The sequence below is a fragment of the Robertmurraya sp. FSL W8-0741 genome (assembly GCF_038004005.1).
Taxonomy (GTDB): Bacteria; Bacillota; Bacilli; order Bacillales; family Cytobacillaceae; genus Robertmurraya; species Robertmurraya siralis.
Map to the genome: position 1 here is coordinate 1,122,636 of NZ_JBBOQG010000001.1, position 17,169 is coordinate 1,139,804.

Annotated in this window: 13 protein-coding genes and 2 pseudogenes; 12 read left to right on the forward strand and 3 right to left on the reverse strand. The window is 37.1% G+C overall.

Annotated features, from left to right (window positions below):
- Positions 1 to 106: 106 nt before the first annotated feature.
- The 3 genes and pseudogenes from NST02_RS05375 to NST02_RS05385 all read left to right on the forward strand — a co-directional run bounded on the left by NST02_RS05375 (position 107) and on the right by NST02_RS05385 (position 3,094).
- Positions 107 to 932 (forward strand): annotated as a pseudogene (locus NST02_RS05375) (GNAT family N-acetyltransferase).
- A gap of 36 nt (positions 933 to 968) precedes the next feature.
- Positions 969 to 2,258: a collagenase gene (locus NST02_RS05380; protein WP_340948336.1), complete on the forward strand. Its 1,290-nt coding sequence runs from the start codon at positions 969 to 971 to the stop codon at positions 2,256 to 2,258.
- 302 nt (positions 2,259 to 2,560) lie between these two features.
- Positions 2,561 to 3,094 (forward strand): DUF4269 domain-containing protein, encoded by a 534-nt coding sequence (locus tag NST02_RS05385; protein ID WP_095310790.1) that lies wholly within the window; start codon positions 2,561 to 2,563, stop codon positions 3,092 to 3,094.
- Between the two features lie 40 nt (positions 3,095 to 3,134).
- Here the strand turns inward: NST02_RS05385 and NST02_RS05390 are convergent, their stop codons facing one another.
- Positions 3,135 to 3,944: a sulfite exporter TauE/SafE family protein gene (locus tag NST02_RS05390; RefSeq protein WP_340948339.1), complete on the reverse strand. Its 810-nt coding sequence runs from the start codon at positions 3,942 to 3,944 to the stop codon at positions 3,135 to 3,137.
- A gap of 273 nt (positions 3,945 to 4,217) precedes the next feature.
- On the opposite strand from NST02_RS05390, the gene NST02_RS05395 reads away from it, so the two are divergent.
- Complete coding sequence (locus NST02_RS05395; RefSeq protein ID WP_340948340.1) at positions 4,218 to 5,102, forward strand: LysR family transcriptional regulator; 885 nt, start codon at positions 4,218 to 4,220, stop codon at positions 5,100 to 5,102.
- 325 nt (positions 5,103 to 5,427) lie between these two features.
- On the opposite strand, the gene NST02_RS05400 is transcribed toward NST02_RS05395, so the two are convergent.
- Positions 5,428 to 6,858 (reverse strand): alpha/beta fold hydrolase, encoded by a 1,431-nt coding sequence (locus NST02_RS05400; protein ID WP_340949992.1) that lies wholly within the window; start codon positions 6,856 to 6,858, stop codon positions 5,428 to 5,430.
- A 583-nt stretch (positions 6,859 to 7,441) separates the two neighbouring features.
- On the opposite strand from NST02_RS05400, the gene NST02_RS05405 reads away from it, so the two are divergent.
- The 5 genes and pseudogenes from NST02_RS05405 to NST02_RS05425 all read left to right on the forward strand — a co-directional run bounded on the left by NST02_RS05405 (position 7,442) and on the right by NST02_RS05425 (position 14,410).
- Complete coding sequence (locus tag NST02_RS05405) at positions 7,442 to 11,131, forward strand: hemoblobin-interacting domain-containing protein (RefSeq protein WP_340948342.1); 3,690 nt, start codon at positions 7,442 to 7,444, stop codon at positions 11,129 to 11,131.
- A gap of 446 nt (positions 11,132 to 11,577) precedes the next feature.
- Positions 11,578 to 12,408 (forward strand): glycerophosphodiester phosphodiesterase, encoded by an 831-nt coding sequence (locus NST02_RS05410; protein WP_095310781.1) that lies wholly within the window; start codon positions 11,578 to 11,580, stop codon positions 12,406 to 12,408.
- 146 nt (positions 12,409 to 12,554) lie between these two features.
- Positions 12,555 to 12,683 (forward strand): annotated as a pseudogene (locus tag NST02_RS05415) (hypothetical protein); the annotation flags it as partial.
- Between the two features lie 670 nt (positions 12,684 to 13,353).
- Complete coding sequence (locus NST02_RS05420) at positions 13,354 to 13,722, forward strand: iron chaperone (protein WP_095310887.1); 369 nt, start codon at positions 13,354 to 13,356, stop codon at positions 13,720 to 13,722.
- A gap of 43 nt (positions 13,723 to 13,765) precedes the next feature.
- Complete coding sequence (locus NST02_RS05425; protein ID WP_340948350.1) at positions 13,766 to 14,410, forward strand: YdeI/OmpD-associated family protein; 645 nt, start codon at positions 13,766 to 13,768, stop codon at positions 14,408 to 14,410.
- A 131-nt stretch (positions 14,411 to 14,541) separates the two neighbouring features.
- On the opposite strand, the gene NST02_RS05430 is transcribed toward NST02_RS05425, so the two are convergent.
- Positions 14,542 to 14,937: a potassium transporter TrkG gene (locus tag NST02_RS05430; RefSeq protein WP_095310777.1), complete on the reverse strand. Its 396-nt coding sequence runs from the start codon at positions 14,935 to 14,937 to the stop codon at positions 14,542 to 14,544.
- A 189-nt stretch (positions 14,938 to 15,126) separates the two neighbouring features.
- Here NST02_RS05430 and NST02_RS05435 point away from each other — a divergent pair, with 189 nt between their 5' ends.
- The 3 genes from NST02_RS05435 to NST02_RS05445 all read left to right on the forward strand — a co-directional run bounded on the left by NST02_RS05435 (position 15,127) and on the right by NST02_RS05445 (position 17,145).
- The gene (locus tag NST02_RS05435; RefSeq protein WP_095310775.1) at positions 15,127 to 15,663 is read left to right on the forward strand and encodes a PadR family transcriptional regulator; all 537 of its coding nucleotides are present in this window, start codon (positions 15,127 to 15,129) and stop codon (positions 15,661 to 15,663) included.
- A gap of 68 nt (positions 15,664 to 15,731) precedes the next feature.
- Positions 15,732 to 16,442, forward strand: a complete 711-nt coding sequence (locus tag NST02_RS05440; protein ID WP_095310773.1) for an ABC transporter ATP-binding protein — start codon at positions 15,732 to 15,734, stop codon at positions 16,440 to 16,442.
- Complete coding sequence (locus NST02_RS05445; RefSeq protein WP_340948353.1) at positions 16,435 to 17,145, forward strand: ABC transporter permease; 711 nt, start codon at positions 16,435 to 16,437, stop codon at positions 17,143 to 17,145. Before NST02_RS05440 ends, NST02_RS05445 begins: the two co-directional genes overlap by 8 nt.
- Positions 17,146 to 17,169 lie beyond the last annotated feature (24 nt).

The following is a 17,169-nucleotide window of genomic DNA, read 5'->3' on the forward strand; positions in this document are numbered from 1 at the left end:
GAGAAATATATCAAGAAAGCGTTACAGTATGCATAACTGAAGTTGGGCAAACTATATTTATGCTCAACAATCTATAATGTTAACATGAGAAAAGGTGGAATACTGCATGATTTGTGAGTTAAGCAAGGAAGATTTTCATAAATGTAAAAGCATTATAAATGGAGCTGGTCAATTAGAAGTGAAAGCCATTGTAGAAGGAATTAATCCTGGGCGAATATTTGTGGATCATCCTATATCACCGACTACTGGGCTGGTTTTGGTTAGGCAATAATGATGGTTTCGTATTTATTGGTAATGAGCATAATGATGCATTTAATTATGAAATAAACGGTTTTTTAGACCTTGTGATTGCACCGGAGGCAAGGAAGGTAGGTTTAGAATGGTTTGAAGGATTAGGGAATCATCAAGGATGGGATACAGTAATCGAGAAGTTATTTACTTCTCGAAATTTAAAGTCCTGGAATCAAAAGGTATACACGTTATCAAAAACTACTGATAAGGAAAAATCGTATTCAATCGAACCAGGCTATACCGTGACAAAAATCAGCTCTTAACTTTTAAAGGATTCTTCCATAAAAAATATGGATTTTTTACGTTTGAAAATTTCTGAATTTTGGACTTCTTCTGATTATTTTTTGAATAATGGTAAAGGTTACTGTGTGTTATTCAATAATATAATTGTTAGTATTTGTCTTTCAGGATTTGTCGTTGAAAACATTCACTGCATCGCAATTGAAACCCTCCAAGGGCATAGAGGCAGAAAACTAGCGCAAGTAATTGCCCATTATTTTGTAAAAGATTGCTTAGAGAATGGTAATATTCCTTATTGGGATTGCATGGAAGAGAACTGGCCGTCTGTAGCGATTGCGGAGAATTTGGGATTTGAGAATGTGTTTAATTATAAGGGATACTATTTCAAACTAAGAGATTAGGAAACCATTATTTTTTAAAAAAGGAGAAAGTTGAAATTGAAAAATGTTCTTAAAATCCTAACGGTTGTGTTTATTTTTCTTGTCCTGTTTAGTGTATATGCTATACATGAGGTGAAAACTGTATTTAATGAATTCGTTCACAATTTAGTTAACGAAAGAACATTAAATCCCATAAATATGGAACTATTTACTGAGAATATAGAAGGTCTGGAGATTAAGTTTGAAAAAGAAGACAGGACATCGGTGGAAATGATAAAAGCGATATATCCAAAAGCAAAAGCGGAGTTAAATAAATTATATGGCAGTCATTCTGATGCACTGACTGTTATCGTGTATGCTAATGAAGAGGCTTTTCATGCTGCCTCTTCCTCTGAAAAATCAGGTGGATATTACCTTCCATTAAATGAATCTATCCACCTTAAGAGTGAAATTATGGTATCAGGCTCTCAATTCGAGAATTTATTTCATCATGAGTATGCCCATTACAGAACGGATCGATTTTTAGAGGAGCATGGGATCTCTGGTGAAAGCATACCTACTTGGTTTAACGAAGGAATAGCCGAATTAATGAGATACAGGAATACTGAGGTTGATATCAACCAGATAGAAAAAGTGGATTTTGAAGAATTAATGACGAACACATCCTTTTATAAGGAAAGAGATGGGAATGCTGATCCATATCTCCAAAGCTATTTTGTTGTAAAAGAGCTCGTCGATCAATTTGGAATGGCGGCTATCCCTGAGATTTTAATAGCTTTAAAGGATATGGATTTAGAACAAGCTCTTAGTAAAATAGTAGGGATGAATAGTGAACAATTATTGAGTAGCTATTTAGAAAGGAGAGAAAGTATTAACAAATTAATCGCTCAAGCCGAGGAGTACCAAGTTAAGGGAGATTATAGGTTGACTCAGAATATTTATGAAGAGGTGCTTCGATTAGAGCCAAATAACTTTTTTGTAAGTAGATCTATGCCTCATGTATTGGTTAAGCAATCGCAGTTTTTCGAGGCAAAAGCGATGTTAAAGAAGAGAGAAGATTTAGAAGGATATGAGCTTGAATTGTTGGCTGAACTTTCACTACTGAGTGATTTGAACGAGTCTCTAAAATATGCGGAAATGTCCGAAGAGAAGATTGGAGCGAATATCGATGATCATCAGTTTACATCCCCTTTTGGAAATGCCATTCGGCAAAATATTGCTGATCCAGTGAATATTTATCTAAAATTAATAAACGGAAACCTACTAACTTACCGAGAAATTGCTGATCAATTAAAGATAAACATAAAGGAAATGTATCCAAATGATCCGCGTGTTCAAAACCTATAAGGAAAGGTGTTTAATCTTAAAAGGTAAAAAAAGTCTCGAGGCGCATTAAGAAATTAAAGAATTAGAACCGGATCTGAATGGAAGTGTACTAAGGGTGAACGTCGAGATTGCTATGATGTGTGGCAGAATTTCGAAATGATTGAAACGATCCTTCGAGCAGATAAGGTTGTAGATATGAAGTGGGCAACAAGAGCTGAATTAGATAGGATGTATCAAGCAAACTGCATTGTCCCAACTTTAAGCTATTTATAGAAAGTCTTTTTAAAACGGGGAGAAGAATTTTGCTACTTGGGAGGATATCGATGTTCAAAAACATAAACTATTTGAAAAAGGGAAATGAAAAACAAAAGAGAGCTTATGAGGCAATTGAAGTTTTAGGAGTTATGGAACAACTCTCTGAGTATGATCCTACTCTTTGTGGGACATTGCCGATTGAAATTGATATTGCAGGTTCGGACTTAGACATCATTATGGAAGTTCATGATTTACAACAATTCGAGAAGGCGATAACGGAACTTTACCATGATAAAGAAAATTTTCAAATAAAAAGACGTTTCATGAGAGGCATTCCGGTTGTGAAGGCTAATTTCCTTTTTGCCGGGTTCGAATTTGAATTATTTGGCCAACCGCAGCCAGTAGAAAAACAGAATGCCTACCTCCATATGATAATAGAACATGCGCTTATTATGGAGTTCTCCCACGTAAAAGCAGACGTGATTACCCTTAAACAACAAGGCTTTAAGACAGAAGCGGCGTTTTGTAAAGTTCTTGGATTAGACCTTGAAGATCCTTATGAGAGTCTTTTAACGTATGGCAAAAAAAGAGGGTTCATTTAAAGGGTCCTGTCCAAACTTAAAAAGACTATAGTACAGTTATTTATGCGAAAAACATTCGCAGACCAATAATAATCAATAAAACAGAGAGCATTTGCATAATCATTTTACTAGGAATTCGCTCGGATAATCGTGTCCCAATTTGGGAACCGATCATGACCCCAATTCCTCCCCAAAGAACGGTCAACCAATCGATGTTGTTATAAACGAATTGTGCAGCAACTCCAATTATTGAATAAAGAGCAAGAGCAAAAATCGAAGTAGCTGTTGCGTAATGTGTTGGGACTTTAAAAAAGTAGATTAAAACTGGTACAAGAAGCCAACCTCCTCCGATCCCGAGATAACCTGACAATACTCCCATGAGAAAACCAAGTGGCAACAATCCTTTTAGTGGAAGGGGCCGTGTTTCCATTTCCAACGCACTATCGGAAGTGTTTGCCTCCATATTAATGCTAGTATCCCTTTGACTCTGAAGAATTTTAAAAGGGGAATTTTTTGCAAACAAAAAAATCCCTAGCGCCACTAGAATGGTGGCGAAAATAATATAAAAGTAACTGGATGAATATAGCTGCAGCAACCAAACTCCAAGTATGGAGCCAGGAAATGCCCCGATCCCGATGAACATTCCCGTTCGATAGTTAATTTTATTTTGCTTGGCGTAGCCAACCACTGCGGATAGAGAGTTTATAAAAACAATGACAATGCCTGACGCAGATGCACTTACAGGATCGATATGCAATAAAAGAAGCAGTGCCGGTACAAATATAAATCCTCCGCCTGCGCCAACAATTGTTCCGTAGCCCCCAGCAATCATGCCTACTGCGAGAATTAGCAGTCCAGTCGCTATTTCCATGTTTTGTTCTCCTTTATCTCTGTTATCTTTAAATTATCAGATAGAAGAGGTGCTGCATATTGATAATATTTTATAGCCTATAAATAAATGTAATACCTGTTGAATTGAAGGACATACTTAGTGAAAAATGAAGTAATTGGCAAGGCTTCGACGATAGAGTAGAGAAATTGAATAGATAAATAAAAAGACAAAGCTTTCGTTTTAAATTAGTGGTACATTTTATTCATAGAAAACAAATAGTTTAGGGTGAAAAGCAAAGGTGGAATTTATACCATGAACCTTGATAGTTTAAAAATGTTCTGCGCTGTAGTTGAGGAAGGAAGTATAAGTAAAGCGGCGCGAATCAGCTTTGTTACACAGCCAGCGGTGACAAGACAAATACATCAATTGGAAGAACTCTATGGAACATTATTATTTGAACGAACAGATGGAAAGCTTGTACTCACTGAAGCGGGAAAAGCACTGTATCCTTTTGCAAAGGAAATGGTCGAATATATTAAAAGGTCACATGAAGCGATAAATGAAATCGTTGGAAATCAAGAAACCTCTCTACATGTAGGCGCGAGTCAAACGATTGGAGAATATTTATTACCTGGCATACTAGGAAGCTTTAGAAAACAACACCCAGCAATCAAATTAAATTTAACGATTGCCAACACACCGACGGTTTTAGAGAAATTAGACAATAATGAAATAGATATTGCTCTTGTAGAGGGAACAGTGAAGAATGGCCGTTTTAACATCGAGAAGTTTGCGGAAGATGAACTAATTTTAATCGTTCCTATTAATCACCACTGGAAAAATCGAAACATGATTGAAATTCATGAACTGCTCAACGAGAGAATGATTTTGAGAGAAGAAAATTCAGGCACGCGATTAATTGTGGAAGAAGCGTTAAGGGAAATGGGGATTTTTGAGGAAATTGAAATTTCACTCGAGCTTGGCAGTATGCAATCTATTAAGAGCGCTGTAGAAGCAGAGCTAGGTATCACTATTCTTCCAAAGCTAACCGTTTTAAAAGAGCTGAAATATGGTACACTTCGTGAAGTGAAAATCGCTGATTACCAAATTACAAGGGAATTGTGGTTAGTGCAGAAAGAACATCGTTTTCAAAAAACAGGATTAAGGTATTTTATTGAATACATCCGCAAGAAGTAAGATTGGCGAACCGATTAAAATGACGATAGCAAAAAGCGTAACAGCTATTTAGAACCTTTTGCACAAAATTTGTGAATTATTTTATGAATATCATTTAATTTACCTTCTGCCTATTTCGTTTTGCTATTATTGAAGGCAATAAACTAAGAATAAGAGATATCAGCTAAATTATTTGATATCTCTTAAATTGTGGAGAAAGCAGTAGAAAACTAGAAGTATAAAAATATCGACCACATATAAAATCTAATTTTTCAATACAAGTGGCAAAATTCATTTGCAAAGTGTATGTATTTTTAAATTCGTGAATAGATCATAATTTATGAAGTCACAGTGATGCCCCGGAATCGGGATCTGATTCTATATCCCACCAATCTGCCATCTGCTTTCTCCATTCGTTTGCTTTTTGCTGGTTTCCTACTTTTTCATAAAGTGTTATGAGTGGTTGATATAGATCGATGGCACCGATTGCAGAAATGGTTTTACTTAGTTGGTGAATAGCAATAGCGTACTCCCCTTTGCGTACAAGTTGTTCAGCATTCCAAAGAACAAGGTCTGCGATTCTTCCCTCAGCTTGTGTACGTAATTGAATAAACCATTCATCGTGATGTGTCTCTAAGAAATTTGTTGGTAATTGCTGAATAAGCTGATTTACTTTCTGTTCTTTTCGATCTGGAGATAATTCCTCTAAAGCATTTTCGACTTCCTTTAAAAAAGTTTTCGCATCGCATACTAGATTTCCTTTAATCATGACACGCTCTCGATCGACCACTAAGTATTCTTCACTCGCCAGCTGTTTGCGCAAATATGATAAGCATACACGAAGATTTGTTTTAGCTTTAGCAAGTGGTATTTCCGGCCAAAGAGTTTCACAAATTTGTTCTCTTGATACGGCACCGTTAAAAACAAGAAACAGTAGAAGGGACTTCGCAAAGCGCCTATTCCATCCAGTTGTAATCTCCTTCCCATTTATGAACACTTGAAACTGTTGTAATAAGTTCACTCTCAACTCATTTGAGCGTTCAGAATTTTTCAGACTCTCCTCCTGTATTTTTACAACATAGTCTAAAATTTGGTTGTCCATTGATTGAATAAAGGGGTCTTCTATCTGATTTTCGCTGCGAGACTCTTCAATAAAATCGAGAATCATTTCAGCTATTACTAGTGGCTGGTCCAACACAATTAAACTGGAAGCATTCAGTACGGTGATAAAACGGCAATGTCGCAAATGCAAGGTTTGGTGCTGTAAATAGTGGGATGGGAACAATGCGTCTTTCACACCAGATAGAATAAGAATAGGACAGCTTACTTTTTCAATATCTGAGATAGGATCAGCACTAACTGTTAAATCCATCACCTTTTTATAAAGATCAAAGGAAATGGTCTCGGCGTAGTTTCTAAGTTTTATCAACTCCGAATGTCCTTTTGGTAACGTGGTAGCATGGGTGTCTAAGTATTCATGTGGAATTTGCCTCTTTCCCGTTCCTAATTTACTTCGGTGTTCTCTTATTTGTTCTATCGTGTGCGGAGGATGGCAAGGCATAGCCATAAGGGTCAGTGACAGAACATGGTCAGGATATTTTGAGGTGTAGCGAGCTCCTATAAGCGCCCCCATCTGCCAGCCAATAAGATGTACTTTCGTTAATTTTAAGTTCCGCAGAAGTGCTTCTAGATCGGTGACGAAGTGGGAAATAGCTAATTCTTCAATAGGGGTGTCATTGTCACTCATACCATAACCTCTTAGGTCATAGGTTAAAATATTAAACGAATTGGCCTAAATAAGGAAGTATACAATCAAATGCGCGCAGATCAACAGCATTTGCATGAATTAGTATTAGTGTTTTTGAATTTCTTTCACAAGCTGGATGAAATACATAGTGTATCTTTCGATCATTAATGTTAAGAAATGCCATAGTATCTTCCCTTTCTCTCTATTTGTGGAGCCTGTTGCGTTTGTGTAACGCTTTATTTGGTATACTCTATTTTGATTTTGCGATAGGTCATAAGTCCTTAGAAGAAGAGAGCTATAGATGGTCTTTCCAGTTCAATGAAAGGAGTGTTAGAAGAAGGTAAAAAAAGGGTAAGTGGAAGGTTTCAACACTCATATAAATAGGCACAGCTATTATATTAATCTACTATATGTACCGTATTAAACTGAATTTCGAAATCAGTAATCGTGAGCACAGATTTTATTATAACAAAAGATTTTGTTAAACAATATTGTCTCTTGTGAAATCCTGTTTCACAAGCCATTCACTTATATTGAAAGATCCCAGAGGGAAATGAGACAAAAATCATAAACAAAAAAATAATCATAGAAAGTGAGGAATCATTAATCAAGTATGGGACAAACACAACATAAACTCATCACTGCTTTTGTTGTATCGTCATTGGCTGTTTCAACTATATCCCCCATGCAGGGACTAGCTAGTAATTTTACTGATGTGTCAGATCTTCACTGGGCAAAAAAAGCGATAGATTACATGAAAGAAAAAGGAATTGTCCGTGGGTATACAGATGGTACATACAAGCCAGAAGCATATATTACTCGTGGAGAACTGAGAGTAATGTTGGCTAACTCCCTTCAACTAAATATGGATGGTATAGAAAAGCAATCATTTATAGATATACCTGAAAACTCATTTGCCTTTTTGCATGTGGCTGCTTTACAAAAACACTTTCCCCATATATTTAAGGGTAATGGTGGATATTTTCATCCAAATCAAGTAATAGATCGGCAAACATTGGCACATTTAATTGCCAAAACTTATGAAGTGGAGATGAACCGAGAAAATCAAATGATATTTACTGATGTGGATGATTCACATCCTTATTCTGAGGACATTCACATTTTGGCTAGTAATGGAATTGTTGTGGGGGATGGGAATGGCCGTTTTAAACCTCGAAATCCTGTTACACGTGCTCAAGCAGCACAGTTTATTTATAATGTCCATCATTATGAAGGACCAGAAAAAATTGAGAGGATTAAAGCAATTAGTAATACTTCTGTTGAGATAACGTATAAAACGGATGTTGATATTGAAAAATTAAATTTCTTGATAACAGATTTACAGATTGTTCATATTGAAAAAACAGATAATCATACGGTTGTTTTGACCACTTCCTCTCAAACTGAAGGCAAGAAATATGTTTTAAAAGAGAGTGGGCGAATAATTGGTGATTTTATCGGCTATCCAAAAAAGGAAGAGAAGCCACCTTCTCACGGTGGTGGGTCTACACCTCTAACTCCCCAGCAGCAAGTAGATGCTGCAATTCGAAATGCTGTGGCGAGAGGAAATGACTTTGTCGTTGTCAAGGCGAGAGGTGGCGGAGATATAACCGTTACCACTGATTCGAAGATGGATATTTATGTAGAAGTAGATACAGTAAGGGATTTAACAATTAAGGGATCGAATATAGAAAATGTCAAGATTCGCAAAGTGGGTTCGGAGCAAGGATTAATAACTGGAGACTTAGTTGTTGATACTCCTAAAGCAGATGTCGAGTATGAAAACCCTGTAAAATTGTTAGGCACATTGTATATAAAAGATGTTTCAGGAAATTCTTTCGTAAATTATGGAGAACTAAATGATGTGGATATCTCCGACTCAAATATTTCTCATTTTGTGAACCATGGGAGAATGGGAATTTTAACGATCAGCAATAATGGTAATATCACAATTGATGGTTCCAGTTTAATTGACCTTGTCAATGTTCAAGATGCCGCAGAAGTTTCAATCCCGAATAACGCTAAGGTAAAAAAAGTAGTTGTCATGCACAGGAATGCCAAAGTTTCTGCCCACTCGGAAGTTGAGGTTGTATATGCCTATGAAGTAAAGCCAATAGAGAATGTAAGATTTAATGATTTAGATCCAGGTGTGGACATAAAAGGAGAAATTATATTTACTGCTACTGAGGCCATCCACTCAGGTGCTAATTCTCTTCAAATTGATGTGAACAACATTCATGTCAAATCCATTCCATTAAAAGGATTAGAAGATGAAGAGATTACATACTCTATGGCAGATATTGATTTACAAGAGGACGATACTATTACATTATCCACAATAAATGAGTATGGTGTTGTTTCAGCTCCGATTGAAGTAAAAGTTGTCAATAATATTAGGGGAAAGTCCCCTGCTTTGACAGGAAAATTATTGAATGGACAACTATTCGAAGTCACTTTTGAGGAACAGCGTGACTGGAGAGAAAGCATTACTTCCATTGTCAATGAAACAAATGGTTCATCCATTCCACTTTCATATGTCGATACAAGTAATCCCGGAATCATCATCATGGATCTTTCGAAAGTAGATTTTACGCCGGGTAACCATACAATCCGTGTAGATGCTGAGGGATATGAACCTGCGAAGTTTATAATAGAAATACTAGAGCCAGTATTAATTCCACCTAATTTAACGGGCGAAGTACTTAGTCCGCAACAGTTTCAAGCATCTTTTGCTGATGCCCCAAACTGGAGAGAAAGTATAACAGATGTTTGGGATATAGCTAATGAGAGATGGATTGGAAAAACAAAGCTTACCACAACAGAAGTAGGCAAATTGATCTTGAATGTGGAAGGCAGGATCTATCAACCGGGCACCTATGAATTTTTAATTAAAGCAGAAGGTTATGAGGATGCAGTCCTTACTGTAAACGTACCAAAACCAAAGGATGCACCTGAAGTACGAGGCTATGTCACAGGTATAAATCAATTTGTTATTGAATTTGAAGATGATCCGGCTTGGCGTGAAAAAGTGAGGTATGTATACAATGAAACCAAAAAACAAACTATATATATGGGTGAAGTCGATACAAGCCAGGAAGGAAAAATCACGATAAAACAAACTGGATATGTTTATGAGACGGGCGTCCATATATTCCGAATAGAAGCAGCAGGCTATGAGCCTGTTAGGATAGCGATTGAAAAGCTAGAATCTTTCACACCACCATCACTAACTGGTGAGGCAATTGGCCCAGAACTATTTCAAGCCACTTTTTCTGATGATCCGAAATGGAGAGAGAGTATAGTAGATGTTTGGGATATAACAAATGAAGAATGGCTAGGAAAATCAAAGCTTACCACAACAGAAGAAGGCAAATTGATCTTAAATGTGGAAGGTAAATCTTATGGGCCAGGAAGGCATGGGTTCTCTGTTGACGCTAGTGGGTATGAACGGGCAGTTTTTTTTGTGGAAATACCCGAGTATGACTTGCCACCTAATGTAGTATCTGCCTATGTGACAGAAAGCAATGAAATTGTCTTTGAATTTTATGATAATCCGGACTGGAGAAATAGTATAACTCAAGTGTACGATAACACAAACGGTCAATACTTTCTTCGTACTAAATTAGATGTCAGCCAGCCGGGGAGAGTGATTCTAAAACTTGGTTCGACATCTTTATCAGGAAAGGTAAGTTTCTTTCTTCAAGCCCCAGGTTACGATAATGTATCAGTTGAGGTAGAAATACCAGAGCCTGAAATACCAGAGCCCAAATCGCCTGAATTAACTGTGGAAATCGTTGAACCAAATATATTCGATTTCATTTTCCCAGATAATGCAGAATGGAGAAATAACATCACTAATGTATATAATGAAACAACTGGGACTCCCATTCATCTAAGTGAGGTAGATAGAAGTATACCGGGAAAATTACGCATAAACTTAAAATCCTACTATTATGTTCCAGGTACTTACGCTCTTTCTTTTCATGCAACTGGATACCCACCGGCAATGGTATTATTGGAAGTTCCAATGCCCCCTCAACCTCCAGTTTTAACAGGAGAAGTTATCGGAGTGAATATATTCCAAGCAACTTTTGTAGATGACCCAAAATGGCGTGAAAGTATTACGGATATTTGGGATATGACACATAAAAGATGGCTTGGGAAATACAAGCTCAATACGATAGAAGCAGGCAAGATCATATTGGATGTTGAAGGACGTGATTATCCACCTGGAATTTACGAATTCTCCATTGCAGCAAACGGATATGTTAGGGGAACACTTTTTGTAACAGTGACGCAGTGATGTCTGTTTTAGTGAGCAAGGAATCGTTTCTTTGACTCATTTTGAAATGATTCAATGAAGGTTTTAAACAGTCTTTGTAATAAGCAAGAGTGAATTTGACATTAACCATTTTTTTGAAATGCATTCCAATTGATTTTTGTCGAGGATATTCTTTTGGGTTACGGAGTAAGCTGAAGCAGTTAATAGAATTCAAGTATACCTAATAATATATTATTTCAACTTTTGCTGTACAAATATCAATTGAATGCCGGATTATATAAGGAATAAGCAGCAGTAAAGTGTACCCATTCTAGCAATTTTGCGCAAAGTTTGTAAAAAAACGTAAGAAATAAGGCGGAGTTTTGTTCATATAGTCTTTATGAAGCCATAAATATATCTCTATACTAGTTTAACATCCCTTTTCTAGAATACAGTTGAATACAAATTCTAGATAGGAGATGGTTCACTTGAGTAAAAAATGGTTGATAGGGACAGGGGTTGCGTTGACATTGTTTTTGACCCCATTTAGTCAGGCTTTTGCAGATGGCATAACAGAAGGGGAGAGAAAAAAGGTCGATAATGTTGCACATCGTGGTGCATCAGGCTATGCCCCTGAAAATACGATTGCTGCTTTCGATTTAGCAGTTGATATGAAGGCGGACTATATCGAAATCGACGTGCAAAGAAGTAAAGATGGTGAACTGGTATTGATTCATGATACAACTGTGAACCGCACAACAAATGGAACGGGAAGAGTTGGAGAATTAACTTTGGAGCAGCTTCGCAAACTTGATGCAGGAAGCTGGTTTGGATCAGAATTTGCGGGAGAGTTAATCCCGACTTTCGATGAAATTCTCGATCGTTATCGTGGGAAAATTGGAATTTTAGTAGAATTGAAGGCACCTGAGCTTTACCCAGGAATTGAAGCACAAGTAGCCGAGGCATTAAAAAAGCGTAACATGGATAAATCGAAAAATAATAAAATCATCATTCAATCTTTTAATTTTGAATCGGTAAAGAAGGTGAATGAGCTTCTCCCACGAATTCCGATTGGTGTCTTAACATCTAATCGTGCAGATACGACGGTCGAAGCTTTGCAGGAGTTTTCAACCTATGCAGACTGGTTTAACCCAAGCTACGGCATTGTAACAAAAGAATTGGTAGAGCAAGTGCACTCCCTTGGAATGAAAATTGGTTCATGGACAGTACGGACGCCAGAAGCGGCAGATTTCTTATTTGAAATGGGCGTTGATGCGATCATAACGGATTATCCAGATTATGTTGATCCGCGTAATTAATGGGGCTGATACTTGAGAAGACCTCTCGCTTTTATGCGAGAGGCCAGAGTGTAAACAAACTTGAAGATTTTCGAGTTTGTCTACACTCTTTTTTCTTTTATAATAGAATTAACTAAATTGCGTAGGTTGATTTCCACTTCGGGTGGCGCGGGCGGGGTTTGCGGATGCGATGGACAACCCTACGAGGTCTTAAAAATAATTCTATGCAGACGATGCTTACGTTTGCTACCATGAACTTAAAGAACATTGCCATTTGGACTTGGCAACCTGCTTGAGGGGTGCCAAACGAGTTGATGGAAGCGGAAGACGCTTAACTTGGGGAATAGCGGGACGGCACTGGAAAACCTGAAGTGAACATGAAAACCCCGGTAGGTTTTCCGAGATTTTTCGTTAATTTTCCTGTTTTTGTAAGTGGATCGTGGACCTTGAACACTTTAGAGTTGAGAGCTACACAACATCTTGTGTCAAAGTATTAGTTGATTACAAGATGTTGCGGTCTCCCTTTGTGTGAGGGAGTGGATTGAAATTCCGTCTCTAGTTTTTTGTACGTTGGTGCTGAGTCTCCCTTTGTGTGAGGGAGTGGATTGAAATTAAAAAAATTGATAGTTTACAGCGGCTTTAATAGCGTGACAGCCGAGACCCCACACGAGCATCCGTGAGGAGGAGGCTCGGCGCACGCCCCCCGGAAAGCAAGCATCTGGAGAGGAAATCAACGTTTTTAGCGCAATTTCAATCCAAAAATGATAACATCCATCGATAGGGAGCCCTTTCGATGGATGTTGTCGACAGTCTGAACCTTCCATTTAAAATGGAAGGCTTTTTTTTGTTAGAATGCCTTTTTGACTGGTAAGGCAGTAAAATATATAGTAGAAAATAGATAAGCATATAGTGCATTTTTCAGCAAATTTATCATGACAAAGGGGCTAGTTTTTTATGAGGGAAAGTATGAAGATATTTGAAAAGTATTTAGCAGGTATTGATCATCCTGAGCATCGAGAACGAACTGAAGCTATTTTAACATGGATAGCAGAAAGATTCCCTAATTTAAAACCGGAATTCAAGTGGAATACACCGATGTTCTCTGACCACGGCACCTACATCATTGGTTTATCAATAGCAAAGAAGCATCTGAGCATATCACCTGAAGAAGCAGGTATAGAGCGATTTGCGGATGATATTGCACAGGCCGGATATAGTGCTACAAAAGGTTTGTTTCGAATTCAATGGACTGAGCCTGTTCATTACGAGCTATTGGAGAAAATGATTGAATTTAATATAGAGGATAAAGCTGATTATACTAAATTTTGGCGATGAACAGTCTGAGTCTCTTAACTAGAAAGAAGAGGGGTGTTTCGACATGACAACTCGTAACCCAAAGGTTGATGAGTTTTTGAGTAAAGCTACACAGTGGAAGGAAGAATTTGTGAAGTTGCGAGAGATTGCTCTTACTAGTGGATTGAGAGAGGATTTTAAGTGGATGCACCCTTGTTACACGCTCAATGGAAAGAATATCTTTTTATTCCATGGATTCAAGGAGTATTGTGCAATTCTTTTTCATAAAGGGGCTCTATTGAAAGATAAGCACGGCATCCTGATCCAACAAACGGAGAATGTGCAGGCTGCACGCCAGCTTCGTTTTACGAAGCTTCAAGAAATTGTTGAATTGGAGCCTATCATAAAAGAGTATATAAATGAGGCGATTGAAGTTGAAAAGGCTGGATTGGAAGTAGCCTTAAAGGAGAAAAACGAATTTAGCGTCCCTGAAGAATTGGAGAAAAAATTTGCTGAAATGCCTGATTTGAAAGCTGCTTTTGCATCTTTAACTCCTGGACGACAAAAGGGGTATCTCCAGTATTTTTCTCAAGCAAAGCAATCGAAAACTCGTGAGACAAGAATTGAAAAATCGATGGAACGTATTCTTATGGGAAGAGGCTTAAAGGATTGCATTTGTGGATTATCCAAAAGAATGCCTAATTGTGACGGCTCCCATAAGAACGCTTGATAAAAAAGCAAGAAGGGCTGACATCCAATTAATATGCTCTCCCTTAGATAGACAAATAAAAACCTATTTTACCTTAAGGGGAGCATATCATATCTATCAAGTAAGCCCATTCTTACTTTTAAAAAATGAGGTTAACCAGTTAGAACATCCTCACTAGGGTATTTTATTTTTTCAATTTCCGGTTGCGCTAGAGAAAATGCGAGAGTAAGTGGACCTAATTTACCAAAAAACATAACAAAAATAATGATCAATTTTCCAATCGTTGATATATCTCCTGTGAATCCCATCGATAGACCTACAGTCCCGAAGGCGGAAATGACTTCAAACAGTAATTTCAAAAAAGGCAGCGGTTCAGTTATATTTAAGGTAACGATGGCTAAAAAAATAAAGCTAGCACTGATGGTTAAAATAGCCAAAGAGCGAAAAACCACCTTTTCCTTAATGGCTCTTCTCCCTACCGTTATATTTTGCTTTTCTCTTATAAAAGTAATAACAGAGAGTATGATAACTATATTATTTTCAGAGATGTTTGCTTTGTTCTTTCCTTTTTTGGCACCCTTACAATGAGACTAGGTTCGGGATACCGAGTGTTGTTAGTATGTTTTGAAGCCTCCATTGAAAAGAGAAAAAAATAATCCTTAGTTGTTGACAATCGGTGAATAAATGCTTAAACTTTTTTATATATTCAACGTTGAATAAACAAAGGAGTATTTCCAGTGACAAAACTATTAGTATTAGCTATGCTCAGTATACAGCGAATGTCAGGTTATGAAATTAAATCGATGCTTGAACTGAATGATGCACAAAGATGGGCTGGGGTATTGCCAGGCTCGATTTACAATGCTCTCAAAAAGCTTGAAAAAGAGGGGTATATTGAAGTGGCCAGTATTGAAAGTAGCGGTCACCGACAAAAAGCTATTTATAAAATTACCCCTAGTGGAGAGGCCTATCAAAAAGAATTAGCTTTAGAGTGTCTTGGCAGTTCAAAGGTGAATTATCCCACTGATTTATATTCTGGGCTTTCTCTTGCTTATCAACTTCCTAAGGATGAAGCGATTGAACAACTAACGAAAAATAAGGAAAAATTAATCCTTGAATCTCAAGCTGTCAAAAGTGGTCTAACAGAGAAAGAAAAAGCATTGCAAGGAGAAATTCCACAATTAACTAATGTGGTGTTTAATCATATGTTTGAAATGATTGAATCGCAGATTAAGCTTATTGAGGCTACTATTGCCATTATTGAACAAAAATAACAAAGCCATTTATAGTGGCTTTGATTTTCACTAAATAGTCAAAGTTGATTATACAAAGGAGAGTATGTATGAAGCTAATTGAATTTATAAATGTTGAGAAAAGCTTTAAAGGCAGAAAAGTAATCAATGAATTGAATTTTTCGATTTATTCTAACGAAATTATTGCATTAATTGGTTCTAACGGTTGTGGAAAAACGACCACGATTCGTATGGTCTTGGGGATAACTGAACCTGATAAAGGAATGATTAAGAGATGGTCAAAAGACTTTAATAAAAAAGTCGGTGCACAGCTGCAAACAACACCTTTTTTTGAAGGCTTTAGTGTGGAAAACAATTTAAAGCTGTTTAGTACTTTTTATCAGTCAAGGCTGACAAATGAAAAGATTGCAGAGATATTGAAAAATTATAGTCTATTGGATGTAAAGAATACGTTAGCTTCCAAGTTATCACTAGGTCAACAAAAAAGGTTGGCTATTAGTATCACAACGCTGCACAACCCAGACTTGGTAATTCTAGATGAGCCTACAGCAGGTCTTGACCCAAGCGGACAGCGAGAGGTTCAAAACATGATTCGTCGTTTAAAGTCGCAAGGTAAAAGTGTTTTATTCTCCTCCCATGATATGTTAGAAGTCCGTAATACAGCTGATCGAATCTTAATAATGGATCGAGGGAAGTTGTTGGAAGATGGGGGACTGGAAACCATCCTTAAGAAACATGGTGTATCAGGTTTTGAAGAACTATATTATCAATTAATCAAAAAGGAGAATCAAAATGGCTAATATTATTCGGATTTCACTTGAAAAGGATATAAAGGATTTCTATCTCTTATTCTGGTCCATTTTTTTACCATTTGCTACACTTGTGTCCTTGGCTATCTTTGAAGTAAATGTAAATGAAACTATATTAGTTGGTCTCATAACGATGAGCATCTTTTTCTATTGTTGTACAACGAACTCATTTTCCATTTTTGCGCAAAGGAAGCGTGGTGTTTTTGATTTATTGACGATCACTCCTTTTTCTTTATGGAAATACCTTAGTAGTATTACCATTAGCCAGACTGTCATTGCTTGCACGGTTTCGACTCTGTTGTTGTATAGTGAAAATAGCATATTTGATTTGAAAATATCAGCATTACAGTTTGTATTGTTTATACCCTTTTTCTTTATCGGCTCCGCCATATTTACCTTAATGGGCTTCATACTTTCAAGCTTTCCTAAAAATGAAGGACAATTAAGCATTGGTTCGAATCTCGTGATGATTCCTCTTTTTCTCTGCAGCAGCATCTTTTTTAAGCTTGGCAATTCTCCTATGGTGGTTCAATGGCTTAGCTGGATTAACCCTGTTGAGTGGCTACAAAACGGTTATCGTTCTATCTTAGCGACTAACTATGCTGATTATTTAGTTTCCGTTGCGGTTCTTTTCGTATTTTTAGTCATCACTCTTATAATCTCGATCAAAACTTTTCGAATGAAGGAGACTTGAGTTTGCCATTTAGGAGGAGTTCAA

Coding starts and splice junctions, on each gene's coding strand:
- NST02_RS05420 (WP_095310887.1), top strand. CDS start 13,354: ATGAAGATATTTGAAAAGTATTTAGCAGGTATTGATCATCCTGAGCAT.
- NST02_RS05425 (WP_340948350.1), top strand. CDS start 13,766: ATGACAACTCGTAACCCAAAGGTTGATGAGTTTTTGAGTAAAGCTACA.
- NST02_RS05395 (WP_340948340.1), top strand. CDS start 4,218: ATGAACCTTGATAGTTTAAAAATGTTCTGCGCTGTAGTTGAGGAAGGA.
- NST02_RS05440 (WP_095310773.1), top strand. CDS start 15,732: ATGAAGCTAATTGAATTTATAAATGTTGAGAAAAGCTTTAAAGGCAGA.
- NST02_RS05445 (WP_340948353.1), top strand. CDS start 16,435: ATGGCTAATATTATTCGGATTTCACTTGAAAAGGATATAAAGGATTTC.
- NST02_RS05385 (WP_095310790.1), top strand. CDS start 2,561: ATGTTCAAAAACATAAACTATTTGAAAAAGGGAAATGAAAAACAAAAG.
- NST02_RS05390 (WP_340948339.1), bottom strand. CDS start 3,944: ATGGAAATAGCGACTGGACTGCTAATTCTCGCAGTAGGCATGATTGCT.
- NST02_RS05405 (WP_340948342.1), top strand. CDS start 7,442: ATGGGACAAACACAACATAAACTCATCACTGCTTTTGTTGTATCGTCA.